Annotated in this window: 18 protein-coding genes and 1 pseudogene; 4 read left to right on the top strand and 15 right to left on the bottom strand. The window is 40.5% G+C overall.

Annotated elements, in window-relative coordinates; translation table 11 throughout:
• Positions 1-46 precede the first annotated feature (46 nt).
• Positions 47-133: pseudogene (gene gerE / locus C6348_RS17060) on the bottom strand (spore germination transcription factor GerE); the annotation flags it as partial.
• A 34-nt stretch (positions 134-167) separates the two neighbouring features.
• Positions 168-1,694, bottom strand: a complete 1,527-nt coding sequence (locus tag C6348_RS17065) for a recombinase family protein (protein WP_106043820.1) — start codon at positions 1,692-1,694, stop codon at positions 168-170.
• A 157-nt stretch (positions 1,695-1,851) separates the two neighbouring features.
• Between C6348_RS17065 and C6348_RS17070 the strand changes: the two genes are divergently transcribed.
• The 3 genes from C6348_RS17070 (at position 1,852) to C6348_RS17080 (ending at position 3,367) form a co-directional block, all read left to right on the top strand.
• Positions 1,852-2,826, top strand: coding sequence for a hypothetical protein (locus tag C6348_RS17070; RefSeq protein ID WP_106043821.1), 975 nt, complete (start codon positions 1,852-1,854; stop codon positions 2,824-2,826).
• Positions 2,827-2,897: 71 nt separating this feature from the next.
• On the top strand, positions 2,898-3,089 hold the full coding sequence (locus tag C6348_RS19100; RefSeq protein WP_106043822.1) for a helix-turn-helix domain-containing protein: 192 nt from the start codon (positions 2,898-2,900) through the stop codon (positions 3,087-3,089).
• Positions 3,090-3,211: 122 nt separating this feature from the next.
• Positions 3,212-3,367, top strand: coding sequence for an Arm DNA-binding domain-containing protein (locus tag C6348_RS17080; RefSeq protein ID WP_106043823.1), 156 nt, complete (start codon positions 3,212-3,214; stop codon positions 3,365-3,367).
• Between the two features lie 70 nt (positions 3,368-3,437).
• Here C6348_RS17080 and C6348_RS17085 read toward each other — a convergent pair whose 3' ends face one another.
• Positions 3,438-4,022: a hypothetical protein gene (locus C6348_RS17085; RefSeq protein ID WP_106043824.1), complete on the bottom strand. Its 585-nt coding sequence runs from the start codon at positions 4,020-4,022 to the stop codon at positions 3,438-3,440.
• Between the two features lie 116 nt (positions 4,023-4,138).
• Here C6348_RS17085 and C6348_RS18940 point away from each other — a divergent pair, with 116 nt between their 5' ends.
• Positions 4,139-4,288 (top strand): hypothetical protein, encoded by a 150-nt coding sequence (locus C6348_RS18940; RefSeq protein ID WP_189293930.1) that lies wholly within the window; start codon positions 4,139-4,141, stop codon positions 4,286-4,288.
• Between the two features lie 42 nt (positions 4,289-4,330).
• Here C6348_RS18940 and C6348_RS17090 read toward each other — a convergent pair whose 3' ends face one another.
• Genes C6348_RS17090 through C6348_RS17145 form a run of 12 tightly spaced genes read right to left on the bottom strand, consistent with a single transcriptional unit; the run spans position 4,331 to position 17,389 of the window.
• Positions 4,331-5,140 carry an N-acetylmuramoyl-L-alanine amidase gene (locus C6348_RS17090; protein WP_106043825.1) on the bottom strand — a complete coding sequence of 270 codons (810 nt, stop codon included), beginning with the start codon at positions 5,138-5,140 and terminating at the stop codon, positions 4,331-4,333.
• 46 nt (positions 5,141-5,186) lie between these two features.
• Positions 5,187-5,606 carry a phage holin family protein gene (locus tag C6348_RS17095; protein ID WP_106043826.1) on the bottom strand — a complete coding sequence of 140 codons (420 nt, stop codon included), beginning with the start codon at positions 5,604-5,606 and terminating at the stop codon, positions 5,187-5,189.
• A 43-nt stretch (positions 5,607-5,649) separates the two neighbouring features.
• Positions 5,650-5,829 carry an XkdX family protein gene (locus C6348_RS17100; protein WP_106043828.1) on the bottom strand — a complete coding sequence of 60 codons (180 nt, stop codon included), beginning with the start codon at positions 5,827-5,829 and terminating at the stop codon, positions 5,650-5,652.
• Positions 5,826-6,107, bottom strand: coding sequence for a hypothetical protein (locus C6348_RS17105; RefSeq protein ID WP_106043829.1), 282 nt, complete (start codon positions 6,105-6,107; stop codon positions 5,826-5,828). Before C6348_RS17105 ends, C6348_RS17100 begins: the two co-directional genes overlap by 4 nt.
• A 14-nt stretch (positions 6,108-6,121) precedes the next feature.
• Entirely contained in the window at positions 6,122-7,648 is a 1,527-nt protein-coding gene (locus C6348_RS19105) for a BppU family phage baseplate upper protein (protein ID WP_223251596.1), read from the bottom strand.
• A gap of 13 nt (positions 7,649-7,661) precedes the next feature.
• Positions 7,662-9,536 (bottom strand): right-handed parallel beta-helix repeat-containing protein, encoded by a 1,875-nt coding sequence (locus C6348_RS17115; RefSeq protein WP_106043830.1) that lies wholly within the window; start codon positions 9,534-9,536, stop codon positions 7,662-7,664.
• A 38-nt stretch (positions 9,537-9,574) separates the two neighbouring features.
• Complete coding sequence (locus C6348_RS17120) at positions 9,575-11,314, bottom strand: phage tail protein (protein WP_106043831.1); 1,740 nt, start codon at positions 11,312-11,314, stop codon at positions 9,575-9,577.
• A gap of 12 nt (positions 11,315-11,326) precedes the next feature.
• Positions 11,327-12,160: a phage tail domain-containing protein gene (locus tag C6348_RS17125; protein WP_106043832.1), complete on the bottom strand. Its 834-nt coding sequence runs from the start codon at positions 12,158-12,160 to the stop codon at positions 11,327-11,329.
• Positions 12,160-16,176 carry a phage tail tape measure protein gene (locus C6348_RS17130; protein WP_106043834.1) on the bottom strand — a complete coding sequence of 1,339 codons (4,017 nt, stop codon included), beginning with the start codon at positions 16,174-16,176 and terminating at the stop codon, positions 12,160-12,162. Before C6348_RS17130 ends, C6348_RS17125 begins: the two co-directional genes overlap by 1 nt.
• A 15-nt stretch (positions 16,177-16,191) precedes the next feature.
• Positions 16,192-16,386: a hypothetical protein gene (locus C6348_RS17135; protein ID WP_017367766.1), complete on the bottom strand. Its 195-nt coding sequence runs from the start codon at positions 16,384-16,386 to the stop codon at positions 16,192-16,194.
• Between the two features lie 2 nt (positions 16,387-16,388).
• Positions 16,389-16,724: a phage tail assembly chaperone G gene (gene gpG, locus C6348_RS17140; protein ID WP_106043835.1), complete on the bottom strand. Its 336-nt coding sequence runs from the start codon at positions 16,722-16,724 to the stop codon at positions 16,389-16,391.
• Between the two features lie 38 nt (positions 16,725-16,762).
• Complete coding sequence (locus tag C6348_RS17145; RefSeq protein ID WP_075622175.1) at positions 16,763-17,389, bottom strand: major tail protein; 627 nt, start codon at positions 17,387-17,389, stop codon at positions 16,763-16,765.
• Positions 17,390-17,393: the final 4 nt, after the last annotated feature.

Below are 17,393 nucleotides of genomic sequence, written 5' to 3' on the forward strand. Positions count from 1 at the left end.
AGAAATAACCGGTTCCTCCCTAGTGTGGAAGGAAAACCGGCTGACTTTAGAGCTCTAGCTCACCCATACGCAGAAGCTCGACGACGGCCTGTGAACGACCTTTGACTCCTAGCTTTTGCATGGCATTTGTTATGCATACCTTTTACAAACGAGTATAACTTACATGATCATTTAAATCTATAATGGAAATTCATTTTCCCGTTTGGATGGATCACAATATGATCAATGAGCTTATCAAACACATGCTTCAAATCGTTCTCTTTGTCTTCAAGCTCTCGAAGAACCGCTTGCATTTCCATCATTGAACTTTTCTCATCATGGACCTGCTGTAGGGAAAATAAACTCTGTTCAAGTTTTATTATTTTAGCTTGAATGTCATTTCGCTTCATTTGAAATTCTGATTTGGTAATCATTTGATCTTCTAAATAAAGTTCAAGTAACCTTTTATTTTTCGCTTCTAGAGATTTCAACTCTGCTTTAATAGACTTTATTTGTTTTTCTTTTTGCTCAAATGCATTTTTTTTGTAGTCGTGTGATATATCCCTAGAGAATTCGATGAGATTTTCAATCACTAAATCTCGGACCTCTTCATAAGTGATGGGAACATGGTTCACACAGCCTTCGGGACCAGATCTCCTGTAATTACTGCATTTAACATATTTCCAATAAGTTTTCTCTCCGTTTTTTTTAGCTCTGCTGGTTTGGATAATGACCATATTAGATCCGCATTTCCCGCAAATAAGCAGTTGTCTAAGCTCATTCCATGGTGTGAATTTAGTTTTTTTATTAACTGTTGGTTTATTATTTGCTTTCTCCCACTCTTCTCTTGAGACAATCGGCGGGCAAAAGTCTTCATAAATGTTCCATTTTTCAGGTGGATTTCTTATAAATTTTTTTCTGCCATCAACTTTGATCGTGGTATGTCTATTAGCAATGTGCACACCACAATAAATTGGGTTTTTTAATATGGTTTGAACTGTTGTAAGCTGCCAATTTCTTGTTGTTCTAGGAGGAGGTATTTCACCAATTTTGCACTTTTCTTGCAATGCATATGTAACTCTTTTCTGACCTAGCCCCTCGTTATTATAAAGGTGGAAAATCATCCTAATTACTTGAGCTTCACTTTCGTTAATTACAAGGTGTTTACCATCTTTCGTATAACCATATGGTACACGCCCAGAGTGCTCCCCACGGCGTGCTTTTGCTGCAAGTACACCGCTTATATTTACTGACATAGACTTAGGTAACTGCTCAGCAAAAAGAGCAGACATTTCAAATTTCATTGACGCTTTACTTTCATATAAGCTGTCGTAGTCCTCTTCAAGAGTCACTACTCGAACCCCATTAGACACCAAAATTTCTCTGATATATAAAGCATCTTTCAGATCGCGGGCAAGACGTGTGATGGACTTGAAAATGACCATTTTTATATCTTTCTTTTCCGCCAATGAAAAAATGTATTTCATTGCTGCCCTGTCTTCAAGGACGGTTCCACTGATACCATCGTCTAACAAAACAGAACGGTCATCCCATTCATAGTTGTGTTGCTCGATCCAATATCGACAAACGTCAATTTGGTTTTCCTTAGAACTTATTTGCTCGTCGCGGTCTGTCGAAACCCTTGTATAGACTTTATAAGGGTAATCGTCATATTTGATGATCTCTTCAACTGATGATTCTTTGCGGAAATGCATTTAACACACCCCAATTGTGAATTGTTCTTACTAAATTATAACATCTTGATTGTCAATTCCGTAATATTCTTAATTTGGAAAAAACATTATTTATCCTCTTTCCCATCGAATAATATGATAGACTTATTTGGAAAATATTTGTTTTGGAGGGTCTATATTGAATCTTATTAAAACTTTTCTCCTTTTAATTTTATGTACCTTATTCATATCTGCTTGTGGCAAAGCAGAAAACACATCCACAAATAACTCTAGTAAAAAAGAAGAAAGCATTGAAACTAAAGAAAAATTAAATGTAAAGATCACTTTGGATAAAGAGATCACAAACAATAAAATTATTATCCTTAGTGGGAAAAGTAACTTACCTAAAGATACGAAACTAAGGATTCGTCTTGAACAAAAAAATTCCCATAAAAACTCAATAGTTAATACAGCTGTTCAAAAGGATGGATCTTTCGAGTATAAATTCTTTAATGAAGATGACAAAGTATTTGATGATGGGAAATATTTTATATATGTCGAAACACTACCCGTTCTTGAACAAACTGAAGTTATTCAAGAAATTTTTGGAGATAAGGGATCTAACCTCACTGGTTCTCAGATTGGCGGTGACTCAGAACTAAAAGCTACTGCTGAAGTAAATTTAAAAATAAATAATTCTGAAGTTATATCTGAGGAGGAAACTTTGCCTAAAGATAAAGATGCAGAGGAAGAGAAAAATGAAGCTTATACCTCAGAAGAAGTTGAAGATAACAGTAAAGAAGATGAGATAGATATGTTAAAAAATGATGCAGAAATAGCAATCAAAACAATTATTGAAGAGAACTATAAAACCACATCGATTGAAAAAATTGAAATTAACGAAGATATGGGTTCGAGTGAGAAGAATAAGTTAATTGCTCTTGTTTACTTGTCTTTTGATGCATTGAACACAAGTAAGACAGCTTATAACATGGTTGAAATGTATAGTGATGACTTAGCTGCAAACATTGGCAAAGATAGTGATACAGTCAATCAGATAGCTGTATTTTGGAAAGTTCCTTATATAGATGAAGATGAAACAGTGGCTAAATTCTCGTATGAACGTTCTGGAGAACAAATGAAAATTACCGATAAAGTATCTTCTTTAAAATGACCCTTCAAGTTGAAGGGTTTTTTATTAACATTTATAATCGAACATATATTCTTTTTACAGGAGGTTACGCCGTGACCGATCTTGAAAGGAAGCTTTACCGAATCATCTACAATATGAGTAGATTTCGAAAGAATCCCTCGATGGATGACCTTAAAAGGAGAACGGGCAAGGATGAGCCGACGATCCGTAAGGCTGTTAAAAATCTAATGTCCCGAAAAGAGCTTGAATGGAATAAGGAGAAGAAGGAATGGCGTTTTAAATAAAAGATAAAAGCCGCCCGAATGGACGCCCACATTTTTCATCTGAGGTATTTACGTTATTAGATTGCTTTTTATGGGATATTTAGTAAAATGAAATTAATAATTACGGTAACAGGAGGGAAATCATGATTAATATTAAACCATGTGCAGACAAGACATTCTCTTATGTCATTGAATCATTAGATAGAGAAACAGGGGAAAGAAAAAGGATAGTTCGAAAAGGGTTTTCTTCAAAAGCCGAAGCGATGAAGGCAGCTGAAGCAAAAGCAAAAGAATTGTAGATTCACCGATTTTCAAACAATGATAAATAATGCTCAAATAAAAAGCCCCTCCCAACGGAAGGGCTTTTCATCAGCCAATTACAGTGCTATCTTGTACACCATAGGCATCAATTTGTATACGCCAAATGACGTCACCTTTGTAAAATTTACTTGACACCTTGTTTACTTGTCCAGTCCAAGTGAAAACATTTCTTGAACCTTTTTGTGATTTATAAGTTTTTGAATCGTAATCACTGGTTCCATCTGTAACAGCAGCAGTGAAGTATTCAGTTGACTTGTATTTCACTTTATTGTCTTTGCATTTTTCGTAAATAATGTTTGTTTTTAGTGTCAAAACTGTGGTTCCACCATAGTAAAAAGTAGCTCTAACGGCCTTCGCACCTGTACCACAGAAACTATCTGCTTTTGTACTAATAGGACTGGTGTCTTCCACAGTTGTAACCACTTTTACACCATTGCTGTATGTCTTTTCGGTTTTACCTTCAAAATCAGCTGATGGAATATCAGTAGTCATCACCTCTTCAGTAATCAGACTACTTAAAAATGGTACTTCTTCTTTTTTTGTTTCTTTCTGAGCTGCAAAACTAGACGATGGAGTGGCTAAACCTAAAATCAAAACAACGGCAGACAATAACATAAAGATTTTGGCTTTCATTTTGTTTCTCCTTTCCGTTTTACATTTAAATACATAGCAAGTATAATCATACATAAATAGATATGTAAATGTGTACAATGAGTTTTAAGGAAGAATTAAGAAAGGTGGGTTTAGTAATGAATGTCGAGGCAGATTTAATGCGGACTATTGCACCACTTATCGGTTTGGTATCTCTTGGAGTCACACTTCTTACTTTTGGTGCCTTTATTTTTTTGGGATCAAACATAGTGAAGAAGGTTTTCAGAAAAACGTCTCCTGAAAAATAAACATTAAAAAAAAGCCCCTCCATTTTGGAAGGGCTTTTGATTTTACTTTTGTTTTACCAGAACATATTTAGATGCAGCAGTGATATAAAGACCTGATTTCAGCTTGTACATTTTCGATCCGTTTACGTTGACGGTCTTATCAATCGTAAACGCTTCACCAGGCTTTACTTTTTTGTGCTTCGCTGACCAGTTTGGCTTATCATAGACCCATAGCCACCCGTCAGCATTCGGCTTCACTACAGCCATTTTAACGCCCTTTGGTGTCGTTTCTTTTTTCGGGCTTGTTTTAGATGAAGAAGATACCTTTTTTAAACCGACGGCCGCCGCGATCCCATCTGCGTGCCCCTCGGCCAATAGATTCAGAAACGAATCTTGTTTCAGCAGCGCAGCATCTTCTTTACGGTCGATGAAAAGGTTCTCTGTCAAAATTGCTGGCATTTTTGTTTCTCTTAAGACAGCTAGATTTTTAGACTTGGTTCCGCGGTCCCCTGCCTTACCCTTAATTTTTCTATAGATCGCATCATGTACGATCTTTTGCTGCTTGCCAGTGCTGGATGCTGCAGAGAGTTTATCAAAACGGAACGTCTCAAAACCCGTTCCTCCGCCAGCATTTATGTGAATAGATGCAAAATAAGCAGCGCCCCAATTATTTGCTAACCTTGCTCTTTGAGACAGATCAACGTAAACGTCAGTTGATCGTGTGAGTTTGACCGTTGCCCCGTACACCTTTTCAAGAATCGCTTTTGTTTTCTTTGCGATAGTTAGTACAAGATCTTTTTCTTTTAATCCGTTTGCTGCTGCACCCGGATCGTGTCCGCCGTGTCCCGGATCAAGCATAATTTTCTTTGTCATGTTCATCTACTCCTTAATTTGTTTTTATATAGAAAAAAGCCGCCGATTACTCAGCAGCTTTCTTTTCTGTTTCTTCTTCTTGACTGTCGGATTCGATCACGTGAAGTCGGTCTGTAATAGAAGCCGGGATTTTAACGCCGATCTGTGCAAGGTTTTCTGTGATAGAAAGCCCTTCATTTGCAATATAGAAAAGCACTGTCCCGAAGGTCAGCACTCCGTTTAGTCCCATGATCTGATCAATGATGTTGGCCACAATCACGACAACAAAACTAAGCATTTTTCGCACGTAACCAAACCAAGCCGTGCGACTGCGCAGCTTACCGATCTTCCATGCTTTAATGATTCCTGTTAAAACGTCGATGACGCTTAGCAGCAAGAGCAAGTCCAAAAATTTCACTCCGCCAAATAGGTATGTTCGTGCAAGGTCTAAAGTTTCAAAGTTTATAAACACTATCGTTTCCTCCATTTCTTTAATCACCTCCTTTCGAAGGCAAAATAAAAAGCACCTGTTAAGATGCTGTGGTTCCTAAATCTGCAGAAGCAGCTGGCTTGTCGAATGCGACGCCTGTGATCTGCTTAAACTCTTCTTTTGTTATTACTTCTAATGCGACATACTCCCGCATGATCTCAAGAGTGTAAACGCCCCAATCCCAAAATACTTTTATGTCGGCCGCCGTTGGATAAATCATGATGACCCGCCTCTCTGCAGCTGCGTAACTTGCAATGTGAGTAAAGCCGCCTGTTTTTTAAGAGTGGTTATATCATTAGGTAAAGGCGGTTTAGGCTGCAAGCTCTCTATATACTCTTCGGATGCTGATTCAAACCACATTCTTTTTTTCTCGTCATACACGGGAAGATATAACCCCTTTTGCGGTCGTACATCCGTAGCATTTTCCGGCAGCTCGTCATAATCAATTACATCTTCGCCTTGATATTTAAACTTCTCATCGAAGTAATAAATGTGCATATATCTTACCTCCTTTACCATAACGGAATAGATTCATTTATTTCAAACCTGCTTACAAAAGAATTATCGTTAGCGGACATCCCATCAAAACGTAAAGAACCGTCTTTCTCTAATGTAAATCTAGCAGACCCATAAGAACCTACCGTTGCGCCTAAAAACGCAGTTTTTGCTGACGGTTTTTGAGCAAAACGTGCAATGACAGTATCGTTCGCCGGGACTCCCTCAAACGATCCTCGAATGCGTAAGTCATTTTGACGTATGGAGAATTGGAGAGGGTTTCCCGCAAATTGTTTTACTGTTCCTGCGACTAACGTTACTTGATTCCATGTGCTGCTTAAATCATTATCCGTCAGCATCCGTCTCCATCCTCTAAATGATCCGTCCGTATGAATCGTGCCGAACCAATGTAAATTATCGCCACTTCTAACAATATGAAAGTATTTACGGTTGTTACTGTTATCAATAACGTAAATATTGAACCAAGATGAATCGGTTTTACTCGGCATATTGACGACATTTGTCCCAACGGCATAGTAACAACCGGAAGGCAGCGTTAAAATGTCCGTACCGTTAGGAAGCAACTGGCTTTGTCCAGTTTCAGACAACAAATTATGATTGGAGAGTCTAGCCCACCCACTCCACACATTGTTGTTTAAATAGTTGGTGTAGATGTTATTTACATAGTCTGTTGCGTAAACCCAACCAAACGTACCCTTTCCGTTTGTCGCATCCGTCATGTGGAAAAAGCCTCTGAATGAACGTTTATTCGGAAGGTCTTTTGAACCTGCTATAGCATAAAACGTTCCTTGTCCTAGCCCATTATTGATGACAGCGTCTAGGATGCTAACGGACGTGTCTTTAATTGAAATCAATGGCATACCTGAATCAGTTGTAATTTTCTTTTGCTGAAAACCCGCAACAAGGTCTTTAGCCATTTTCAAAGCGCCTACGGGAGTCTCCGCATAATCCTCCGTATATTTTTTAGCAGCTGCAAGCGCTTCGGCTACTTTAGCTTTTGCGCCTTGTTTTGTTTCGATCTTTTCCAAGTCCTCGAACTTGGCCTTCAATTCATCAATCGTTAGGATCGCTTCATCGTACATCTCATTTATCTTTGCTCTTAAAGTCTCGAACTCGTCCACATAGTATTCTGTGATTGGGACAATATCTTGATCAATGAGGGACTTTGAAATGTTAAAAGAGAACTGATGCACGGACAAAGATTGATCATTTGCATAGTACAAATTCAGCTCAGCTTGTACTATGCCGTAGTGCTTAATCTCTTTGTCTGACAAGATATACTCGGCGTGACCGTTCACTCTATCAACTATCGTTACGTCTCTAATGAATCGGCTGCCATCTGACATAACTAATACAAGTTTTCCCATGACAGCTGCTAGAGGCAAAGGGACTCCATCTTTAGTGAGTTTGAAAATGAGCCTTGCTGTCTGACGGTCCTGCGTCCAAAAATTTATGCTGGTTGATACGCTTGAACTGGTATATGCGTTTACATCAAAATCAAGTGGACCATTTTTGCGAATCATGTTATCACCTCTCTCATGTTACATTTTCAAATGATTTAATAGGATCAACGCTGTTGTCTTTCAAAGAACCTTCTGCGCCAGCTCCTTTTAGTCGATTGCCGAAATGCTGAATACGAGAACACTTGCTAGTAAAATACATCGCGTATCTGCATTTTTTTCCACGCACTTTGTTGAATCTTGCTGCCGAATCTGTGACTCCATCCATGAAGATAATTCCGTAATACGGGTTTGATGAAGAGGTTCTTTTACCTGCATTCTGAATATCGCTGAAATCAACGTTTATGTCCTCTGAATCTCCTGAAACAGAAATCCCCGAATATCCAACTTCACGTAAAGTTGTGTTTGTGACATCAATGTTCTTACACCCTAATTCTACGCGTACACCGTTCCCCTCGATGTCTCGTCCAACGCTTGATTCGACTTTGCCATTACTGCAGCGTGTTAAGAGCACCCCATGATGTTTAATGTCTCTAAATTGATTACGAGACACCAAAAAGCCATCCACATCTGATAAATGGATTGCGTGCTTGACCTTTACGCCATTGATTTTATTACCGGAAACATCCACATCGTCAATTCTTTGAATCCCTTTACGGCCATATACCTGAATGGCATGACGTTCTTTGATATTAGTGAAAGTGTTATCTTTGACTGAAAGACGCTTTACCTTGTTGACCCTGTTCGTAGGATTGCCGTTTGCGTCTTGCGTGTAGACCGATTCAACGCTTGGAATCATGAGTCTTACGCCGGATGCACAATTTTTAAATCGGTTTCGGCTTATTAAAACGTCTTCCCATTTGTTCCCTGAAATTGCGTACTCGGTCGTATCTTCAAAATCGTTGTTTTCGATACGAATATCAGAATACCAAAAGCCATCAGTGCTGGTGTGAGAATCTATCCCCCGCGCATATCCTCCTAAATTCTCGGATCTGCTAAAATAGCAGTCTCGAATAGTGACATGCTTGCTCACGGTTTGGTCATAAGCTCCAAATGCGCCGAAGTTGCCCGCCGATCTCATTAAGTCCAGCTGAATCGCAGCAGAAAACCATCTGTCGCCTTTATAATCAGCGAAACCTTTATACCAGACATTTTCAATTAAGACATGCTTATTACCTGCACAGTCAAAGGCATGACCGCCGCACACATCCTTGATAGTGATATCCCGTATGATAATGCGCTCAGCATGTGCAAAACCTATTACTGAACATTGTTCTTTGATCTCTCCCCCTGCGCTATCAAACACCCCTTGACCGTCAATCAGTATATTTCCGTGGCCGTCATAGCCCTTGGTTCGGTCGTCTTTATCACCATTTACAAGCATTGATCCTACAAATCCGCGCCTTATAACGGCACCAGCTTGTAAGGTTAAGTGAGTGTTTTTATAGATGCGTGCAGTCTCCATTAGTTTGTATTGTCCTTGAGGAACAACAATGTGCACAGGATATAATTTGGCAAGACTAAGAGCTGCCTTGAATCCTGCCGTAAAACTTCCGTACTTTTTAATAAACCTTTTTAGATTCAGGGAAACGGCAGCGTCTTCTATTTCTTGCTCAAGAATTTGAAAGTCATAGTCTAATCTATCTTTTGCTGTGGGATGAATAGATGCATCCCTAGCGACTCGAATGTCTACAACTTCTTTTACATCATTCCCGTCATGGTTGAGAATGAGGTTTGTCAATCTAGCCCACATGTTGTCAATCCTATTGGCAACGGTGAACAAACCGTGCATAATCTGACTAGACAAGTGAGCTTTTTTACTGCCCTTGTGAGACTGTAATTCAGTAGCATTTTTATTAAGTTCATTCTCGACCGTTTGCATATCCCCACGCAATTGGGATTCATAGACCGAGTTACGGGTTGTGTCATAATACTTTTTAAGCCGGACCAATCTATTCACTCCTTTCAATTCCAAAAGAAAAAACGCTCTTAATTGAGCGTTCTCATCAACTGATCTATATATCTTTTTTGCTGCTTAATCTGCCGCGCCTGGCTCACTTGATAGTCCTGGATGTCTTTCCTAAAGTTAGCGAAAGTCATTTTAGGGCTGTCATACGGGTTGAGGGGATTATAAGTGACAGACACTAGCCTTACATCGTCCTCAAACGTGATCCCGTTTGCCGTATCAGCAATGACATGTATCGTGTCACCCTTCCAAAAATCCTCTTCTATTCCTTGTAGTGCTGGTTCATAGATATACTGATACTCTGCCTCAACGACCACGTCAGGATATGGATTTACATGCTTTTTCAAAGCAGATACCATGTTGCTTGCTTTTTTTACTGTGTCATCTCTTATCGGCTCACCCCAGCGCGGCTTACCCTCAATCAAAAATTTATCTTCATCAGGATGAATGTATAGGATAGGCTCGAATTCATATTCAGGCTCTTTTTCCTTTTCATCCTCGTTCGTTTTTGTATCAGTTGATTTAGTATCACTTTTCTTAGCCTTCTTCTCTGCTCCGTAACCCCAAGCTCTTGTGGATGTGTTTTGGTCATTGATCTTCAATTTAAAGCCTGGCATATTGTATCGGCTGTCGAAAGTGTAATCTACTACTCTTCCCATCTTTTTATATACATAGATGACGTAGTTGTTTACATCAAGCTCTATTTCATAGTCATCAACGATCTGATCCATTAATTCGATTCTATTCTTTTCTCCGAAGCCGTCTTGATCGACGATATCAAATGCTGATTCTTTTTCTTTCAGGACATATTGAAAGGGTGTATCAGCAAGTGCAATGTCTAGGGCTTCTTTGATGTTGAGTTTCTTTGACGTTTTTTCCTCGACTCTGTTATTTACAAGAAGTACAGTATACACATGATTGGCCGTTACTTTTTTCTGCAGCACGTTTTTCCTGCTCTGATCAAGCTCAATATCTGTAATGTAATACTTTTGATGGTTGTATACTTTCTCGTCTAAATACAGTATGTTCCCTGGAACAAGCAAATCAAATTCCGCCCCATTATCCTCAGTCCGTAAAAGTGTGAATGTAAAACTCTTCTTACCTGTTGTATCGTCTTGCAGTTCCAACACAGCGCCTACAATCTCTACAAGGTCCTTGCCGTCCTTGGTTGAGACATGCAGCTGCCTGAAATCAATGTCAGTGGGCAGCCCGTCATTTAATTCTACGTCCTTACCTTGGTATTCCTTGCTTGGGTAGGACGGTTTAGCTGGTGTTTCAGGTGGTTCACTCGGTTCATCCGGCACATCATCTAAGGTGTCATATTGCGTAAGTTTGTAAGTAAAAATGATGCTGTTTAATTTTGTTGCATAATTTATGTCGGTAGCATATCCGGCTTTTGAAACTGATGCAGTAGCCTTTTTATAATCTTTTTCACCTACCACATCTTTATATCGACTCAAACGAGTGTACAAACTTCCTAAATCCGCGAGACTCTCAGCATATGATGGATACTTTCTAAATTTCGCTTGTATCCTAGTAACGTTTCCCTTTTTGTCCTGCTCACTAGTCCACATTAATACGTATTTGCCGTTATAAGTTCCTTTGATTCCAAATAGATTGTTGGCTTGTTGAGAAAGACCACTGGATCCGAAACCACTTTCTAGGCACCCCTGAGCGATGACTAGGCTCGCAAGGACATTATATTTTTTATAGACTTTCTGCGCCCCTGGTGCTAGTTTTTTTATAAAATCCGCTGCAGCCATGACATCCCCCTTTTACGGAAAATAAAATCTTGTATCGAATACAATTTCAAAATCATTGGTGTTCTGTATCTCAAACTCATTCATGCCTTTATCTAAGGAAGGTAGCCTTCCAGACGTTTTCAATCTTTTATTACCAACAACGGTATACTGTTTCAGGTTCCTGACTTGCTGTGACTTTTTCAGTTCAGCTTCAATTTTCAACCTCTCATTGTTCGTGTGGTTGATTATAGTCACGTTTTTTCCCTTTGCGTTTAGCAGCACATTGTAATCATGCTGCAGTGGGTTAATAGGTAAGCCAGGATTAAATACGCTGAAACGCTTTTTGTTTTTAAAACGGTATTGCAGATCGTCGCGCCTTTGAATTCCCATTCCTGAAAACCATCTTTCATTAGAAAAGTTCTGCGCGCTTAAAGACGTGCCTTTTGACTCTGCCAGCCCTGTGATATTGTTAAAATCCACTTGGAAGGATACCTGGTTTTTTTGCTTGTCTTTGGGTATTTGAAACCCTCCGTCACACGTAACCGCAAAACGCCTCCCAGGAAGCAGATCACATGAGATGTAATACCAGAAGGGCTGAACAACGAGATCATAAAACTCATGTCTGTACTGATAAAAGTTTGCCGCGATTTTAGCATCAAGCAATATCTCAACCTTGATAGACCTTTCTTTGTACACTATGTCGCGCGGATGCTGCGTCGGTACAAGTCCATTAAACCTGGTCATCTGTACTAGCTCCCTATCAGTGCTTGGCGCGTCAGGTGCAAAGCTAAGCAACTTAAAATAGGGCAGTAACCCCGATAAAGGCTGCTCCCCCATTCCGTCTCTGAAATCAAAATACAGATCCATTATCTTTTCAGCCCTCCTTTATAAGCATTCTGTTCGTATTTTTGAGCGCTCTTTTTATCCAGTATGGATGTGTCACCTTGTTCAAAAACGATGTCTGCTAAATGCTGGCCGCCAATAATGACAGGCGCAGGATGTATTCTGATTGTTTGTCCTGCAGCACTTACGCTTTCATTGTTCGTTTGTAAATTGTTTGATAGAAGACTAATAAGGGCATCTAGCTTTTGGTTTAATACAGGCGTATCAATCTCATTTCTCACAGTCAGTTCAGCGCGCATCGTATTTATTTCATCTGCTGCCCCCTGGATGTTAAACGCCATTCTATTAATTTCAGATTTAAAGGACGTCATAGCACCTTGCGCCATAGCTACTGTGCTCTTTTTCACGTCCTGCGCTTTTTCTCCAAGCCCAATGATAAACCCATCGCCAAAGTTCACACCTTCTGCAATGGTCTTCTTTGCAGGTGATTTTGATTGTATGGAATCTTTCAGCGAACGTATTGCAACTTTACCGATGGCCCAGGCAGCTTTCCATATCGTACCGCCAGTGCCTCCCATGCTGCGAATACCGTTAGCAAAACCTTTAGAAAAATCAGCACCTGTGCCAGTTGTTTTCACGCTTGATAAGCCTTGTTTTCCTGATTGTGCTACGGTGCTACCTGAATTACTAGCGTTCCCCGCTTGGCTACGAATGCCGGATGCGAATTGACTCCCTGCTTTTTGTCCGCCTCCGCCATCGGTTGTTTTAGCAAGCTGGGCTGTTGCTGTCGCGCTCACCGAAGATGCTGCAGACGTATTGGCGCCCTTTGTGCTTGTTATTCCCGCGCTATGGCTTTTACCTTTTGTTACACCTGCTTGTGTGGCTTGAGTGGTATTTTTGTTTAGGTTTGATAACGCTGTTTGGTTTACGCTGCTTGTTGCAGTGCTTGTGCTGCCTTTTGTTGAGCTTATACCCGCGCTAAATGATTGGCCTTTTTGTGAGCCGAATGTTTTAGCACCTGCATTGCCTTCACTTAACTTTTGTTTTAGTGCTTGCTGCAGAACTGTACCACTGTTAGATACGTTAACTTTTGTCGAACTAATACCATCGCTAAATGATTGACCTTTTTCACGTCCTGCAATTCTAGGGATGCCGTTTTCCTCTCGCAGTTTTTGATCAAGTGACTGCTTAAGGATCGTACCACTCGCTAACGTGTTAGGCGTGGCAGCTGTTAAGCCGTCTGCAAATTCATCGCCCATTTTCTTTCCTGATTCACGGGCAGATGTTGCGCGGTTGAATTCATTTTCAGCATTTATGATTGCTTCGTTTGCTTTGCTCGCCGATTCTTCTGCAGAAAAGCCTAGACCCTCGTTAAACTCAATGAGAGCTTGTTTCGTTTTTTCTAAGGCTTCTTCTTTGCTGTCTCCAAGTTTTTGTAAGAAAGCAACCTGTTTTTCAGCCCAGCGTGCTTGGTATTTTGCATCGCTCTCTTCCATTTCAATGAAGATCCCCATTGAATTACTGGAATACTCTTTTTGTTTTTCCAGGGCTTTTCCCGTTTCCAAGTCCAGCAACTTACCATCTTGCGACATCTGATCAAACAAAGCTTTGGAACTGTTTTTGTAAGCCTCTAGGTTTTCAGCAAGAGCCTTTTGATAATCGGCATTACTTTTAGCTTTTAGTGCTTTGTGCTGCGCTGCTGATATCGCTTCTTTTGCAAGGGCCTCGTCTAAAACTTTATTTCTGTAATCGCGATCTTCTTTAGCAGCCTTCTGTCCCTCTTTATAAATGCCGCTGATTTGATCGTTGTAGCTTTTGGCATTTTTGAAAGAGAGTTTTGTTTGACTCTCTGAAACTCTCTGTTGAATGGCTAAAGCGTCCTTTTGGTTTGCGGCAAATTTACTTGTTGACTGTTGAAAGAATGAAATTATATCCTCAAATGTTTTCTTTTGAGAAGCATTCATTTTTGATGTCATTAAACCTGTTTCATCTTTCAATTTTTCTAACTGCCGCATCTTCTCACGTACTTTTTGAACGTCTTTGTCAATGTCTCCGACCAGCTGATCGGACCAATCTTCTCCGATTTTCTTTGTTTCTTTTTCTTGGTCCTCAAAAAGACCTTTTAGAACGGCGATTGCATCTGTCTTAAATCCTTCCAGCTCTTTAATAAGAGAAGAAGACATTTTTTGATAAGTAGACAATAGATTACTGGCCATCTTCTCGGCTTCTTTTCCTGAAACCTGCGTCAGTTGGAACAGTTGTGATGTAGCTTTTTCACGAAGATTCACGTATGATCCGGCAGCTTTTTGAGTTGCCTTTGAAACGCCCTCACCATATAGAAGCGCTGATTCTTTTGCTTCCTCCTGGCGTTTCTTTTGATTTTTCAGCTGCTCATTATACGCATAGGTTGCTACGGCAATACCACCTAGTAAAGCTGTTCCCCCAACTATTGCAAGGCCCACTGGACCCGTAAATGCTAAAAGCGCACCAATACCCATTGTGAGCGTTGCGACTGCTGTTGTGGCGCCTAAAACACCCGTAGCAAACAATGCTGTTTTAGCAACCGTTTGGGCTGTGGCAGAATCCATTTTGTTAAACATGGAAACGATGTCTGCACCTTTTTCAGCAAGGTTACCAAGCGCAGGAAGTAAACTTTCAGTAAGCTTAATCTTTGCCCCTTCAACTGCAGACTGGAAAGCAATGATACTGCCCCGCGCATTATCAAGCATTGTGTCAGCCATTTTTTTAGCCGCACCGTCTGATTCTTTTAGCGCTTTAGTATTTTCTTTCAATGCCTTGCTGCCCTTTTGCAGAAGAACTGCCCAATGTTTATAAGATTCAGCGCCTACAATGGTTTTTAAGGTTGCGGCTTGTTGCTCTTTCGTCATGCCCTTCATGCCCCGCTCCATTTCGGCCACAACTTCGGGCATACTCTTCATGTTTCCTGCTGCATCAAAAAATGAAAATCCTAACTTATCAATTACCTTCTGCGCCTTTCTAGCTGGCGTCGCTAACCTGATCAAAGACGTACCAAACGCCTGACCCGCGATTGAACCTTGTAAACCTGCGTCACCAAACGCCATGACTGCGGCCGCTGACTCTTCTAGTCCCCATCCTAATGAATTGGCGTTAGGCGCAAGGAACTTCATGGCCTCTCCCATTTGCTCCACGTTCGTGTTTGCGTTTGCTGCTCCGTATGCAATTACGTCCGATGCGTGCCCAGCTTCCGATGCTTTCATAGCAAAAGCCTGCATCATATTAGAAGAAATGTCGGCGGCGGCGGCTAAATCTAGTTGACCTGCAGCTGCTAAATTCAGCATGCCTGGCATAGCTGCGTAAATGTCGTTTGCTTTAAATCCGGCCATTGCCAGGAAGCTTTGTGCGTCTGCTGCTTGACTAGCAGTAAATACGGTTGTTGCCCCCAACTCTTTAGCCTGGTTTTTCAGCTTTTCGACTTCTGCAGCTGTTCCCCCTGAAATAGCTTTAACTTTGCTCATTTGTGTTTCAAATGACATACCAACTTCTACGGCATCTTTCAGTGGGAGGGCCAAGCTAGCAAAAGCAACTCCTGAAGTCATCGCTACCGAAGCACCCGTACTTCTCATTTTGTTGCCAACTGTATTCATTCTTTGGCCCATCTTATAAAGCGATGAGGATGTTCTTTTTATCTCAGCTTCCATCCTCTGAATTTTGTTGGTCGTTTGTGTTAACGCATTTTGCGTCTTATTCATTTCAGCTGTTGCATAGTTCAACCGGCGGGCTAGGGTTTGCGTTGATTCCGCATCCTTTCCCTTCTTGATGGCTGAATCTGCATAAGCTCTTTCAAGTGCTTTGACCTTCATTTTATGCTGGTCTAATTGCTGTGAAAGGGTTCTGACTTTCGTTTGTGAGGTTTTCAGCTCATTACCCCACACACCAACTGCAGTCCGATTCTTTTCAAATTCAGACTTTATGTTCTTCATTTGAACGGCGATTGCTTTCATTTCCCCGTTAAATTGGGACGAATTAGAATACAGCTTTACTTTAATGTCTTTGCTCAATCCCTCACCACCTTTTTACAGTCCAGGTATCTGATCAATGTATAAAGGCTTATCCGATGCTGCAGCGTTCTTACTTGGCTTTTCCTTGCTTGCTTCTTTCCTGCGTGCAAGACGTTTTAGATGATAGACAATGTCCATTTCGTCTATCTGATTTTGAGTAAAGCCAATGTCCTCTAATGCGTTATACATATCAAGGACAGCATCGGACAAACTTACTCCCCCGGCTCTGCTTCCTCTCCGGTTTCAGGATTCAGGATTTTGCTCGCTTCAACGATATTCCCAATGACATAGTTTGCGGTTGCGTAGATTGTTCTATATAAAAGTCGTGAATCAATGCCTTGTTCAAATTCTTCTGCAGTGAATTTGTTTCCGAACACTTCACAAATAAACTCTGATTGTCTACTTGTATAAATTCTTTCAGGATCATTCGATTCAAGGTCTTCTGTTATTTCTGCCGCGGTCCTAAATAAAGCTCCAGTGATAAAGCTAGGTGTGGAAAATTTCTTTTTCTTACCGTTTAAATGCAAGGTGATTGTCAATGCTTCCATGTTATTGCCTCCCGATTACAAAATAAAAAAGAGCGTTATTAAACGCCCTTTCCGATGTCTACTGAACTTGTGGAATCCTCTGTATCTTTTCCTTTTGCAAACGACGCCCCGTCGTATACAACTTGTTTAAACCATTCATCCGGGTCAAAGCCTTCGTCGAATTCAGCTTGAGCCTTCCAGCGGTTTTTCCCCTTCTTATTTTGTAAAGTCATAAAGCCCGCCTTGAATTTTGCTGTTTCAGGGTCTGCTTTACCCTCTGTCGTTTTGTTTTCATTGGCCATCAATTCAGGAAGTCCCTTTAAAAACCAATAAAACCTATGTCCGCCTGTAGATGTTTTCGCTCTAAACCCGAAAGCCAAGAAAATGGCCTTGTCATCAGAACTGGCAAAAGAAATCCCATTTTCGACCTTGTGGCCGAAAATCTTGTTTTGCACCTCTATAGGTAAATCTGCTAGTTCAGCTTCAAGGTCAATGTCACCCATGTTGTTAAATGAATCAAACACGCCGTTATCAGCCCAAAATTTAGACTGCTCTGATTTAGGATCGACTTTGACGTTTACAGCTCCTGGCAGTCTTTCAGGCTTTGCATATTCAAGTCCTTTATCGTCGTCTTGAATCAGCTCAGCATAATGGAACATGTCTAATCCGTAGATTGTTTTACCCATCTGT

The organism is Bacillus sp. YBWC18, assembly GCF_002998775.1.
Classification (GTDB): domain Bacteria; phylum Bacillota; class Bacilli; order Bacillales; family Bacillaceae; genus Bacillus.

Bases quoted from the DNA above. Each gene is read 5' to 3' on its own strand.
- C6348_RS17120 (WP_106043831.1), bottom strand. From the start codon at position 11,314: ATGGCTGCAGCGGATTTTATAAAAAAACTAGCACCAGGGGCGCAGAAA.
- C6348_RS17090 (WP_106043825.1), bottom strand. From the start codon at position 5,140: ATGACAAAGAAAATTATGCTTGATCCGGGACACGGCGGACACGATCCG.
- C6348_RS17065 (WP_106043820.1), bottom strand. From the start codon at position 1,694: ATGCATTTCCGCAAAGAATCATCAGTTGAAGAGATCATCAAATATGAC.
- C6348_RS17100 (WP_106043828.1), bottom strand. From the start codon at position 5,829: ATGATTTATCCAACGGCGGCCGACATAAAAGTATTTTGGGATTGGGGC.
- C6348_RS17080 (WP_106043823.1), top strand. From the start codon at position 3,212: ATGATTAATATTAAACCATGTGCAGACAAGACATTCTCTTATGTCATT.
- C6348_RS17145 (WP_075622175.1), bottom strand. From the start codon at position 17,389: ATGGGTAAAACAATCTACGGATTAGACATGTTCCATTATGCTGAGCTG.
- C6348_RS17085 (WP_106043824.1), bottom strand. From the start codon at position 4,022: ATGAAAGCCAAAATCTTTATGTTATTGTCTGCCGTTGTTTTGATTTTA.
- C6348_RS17125 (WP_106043832.1), bottom strand. From the start codon at position 12,160: ATGGATCTGTATTTTGATTTCAGAGACGGAATGGGGGAGCAGCCTTTA.
- gpG (WP_106043835.1), bottom strand. From the start codon at position 16,724: ATGGAAGCATTGACAATCACCTTGCATTTAAACGGTAAGAAAAAGAAA.
- C6348_RS17105 (WP_106043829.1), bottom strand. From the start codon at position 6,107: ATGCACATTTATTACTTCGATGAGAAGTTTAAATATCAAGGCGAAGAT.
- C6348_RS18940 (WP_189293930.1), top strand. From the start codon at position 4,139: ATGAATGTCGAGGCAGATTTAATGCGGACTATTGCACCACTTATCGGT.
- C6348_RS19105 (WP_223251596.1), bottom strand. From the start codon at position 7,648: ATGATTCGCAAAAATGGTCCACTTGATTTTGATGTAAACGCATATACC.
- C6348_RS17095 (WP_106043826.1), bottom strand. From the start codon at position 5,606: ATGGAGGAAACGATAGTGTTTATAAACTTTGAAACTTTAGACCTTGCA.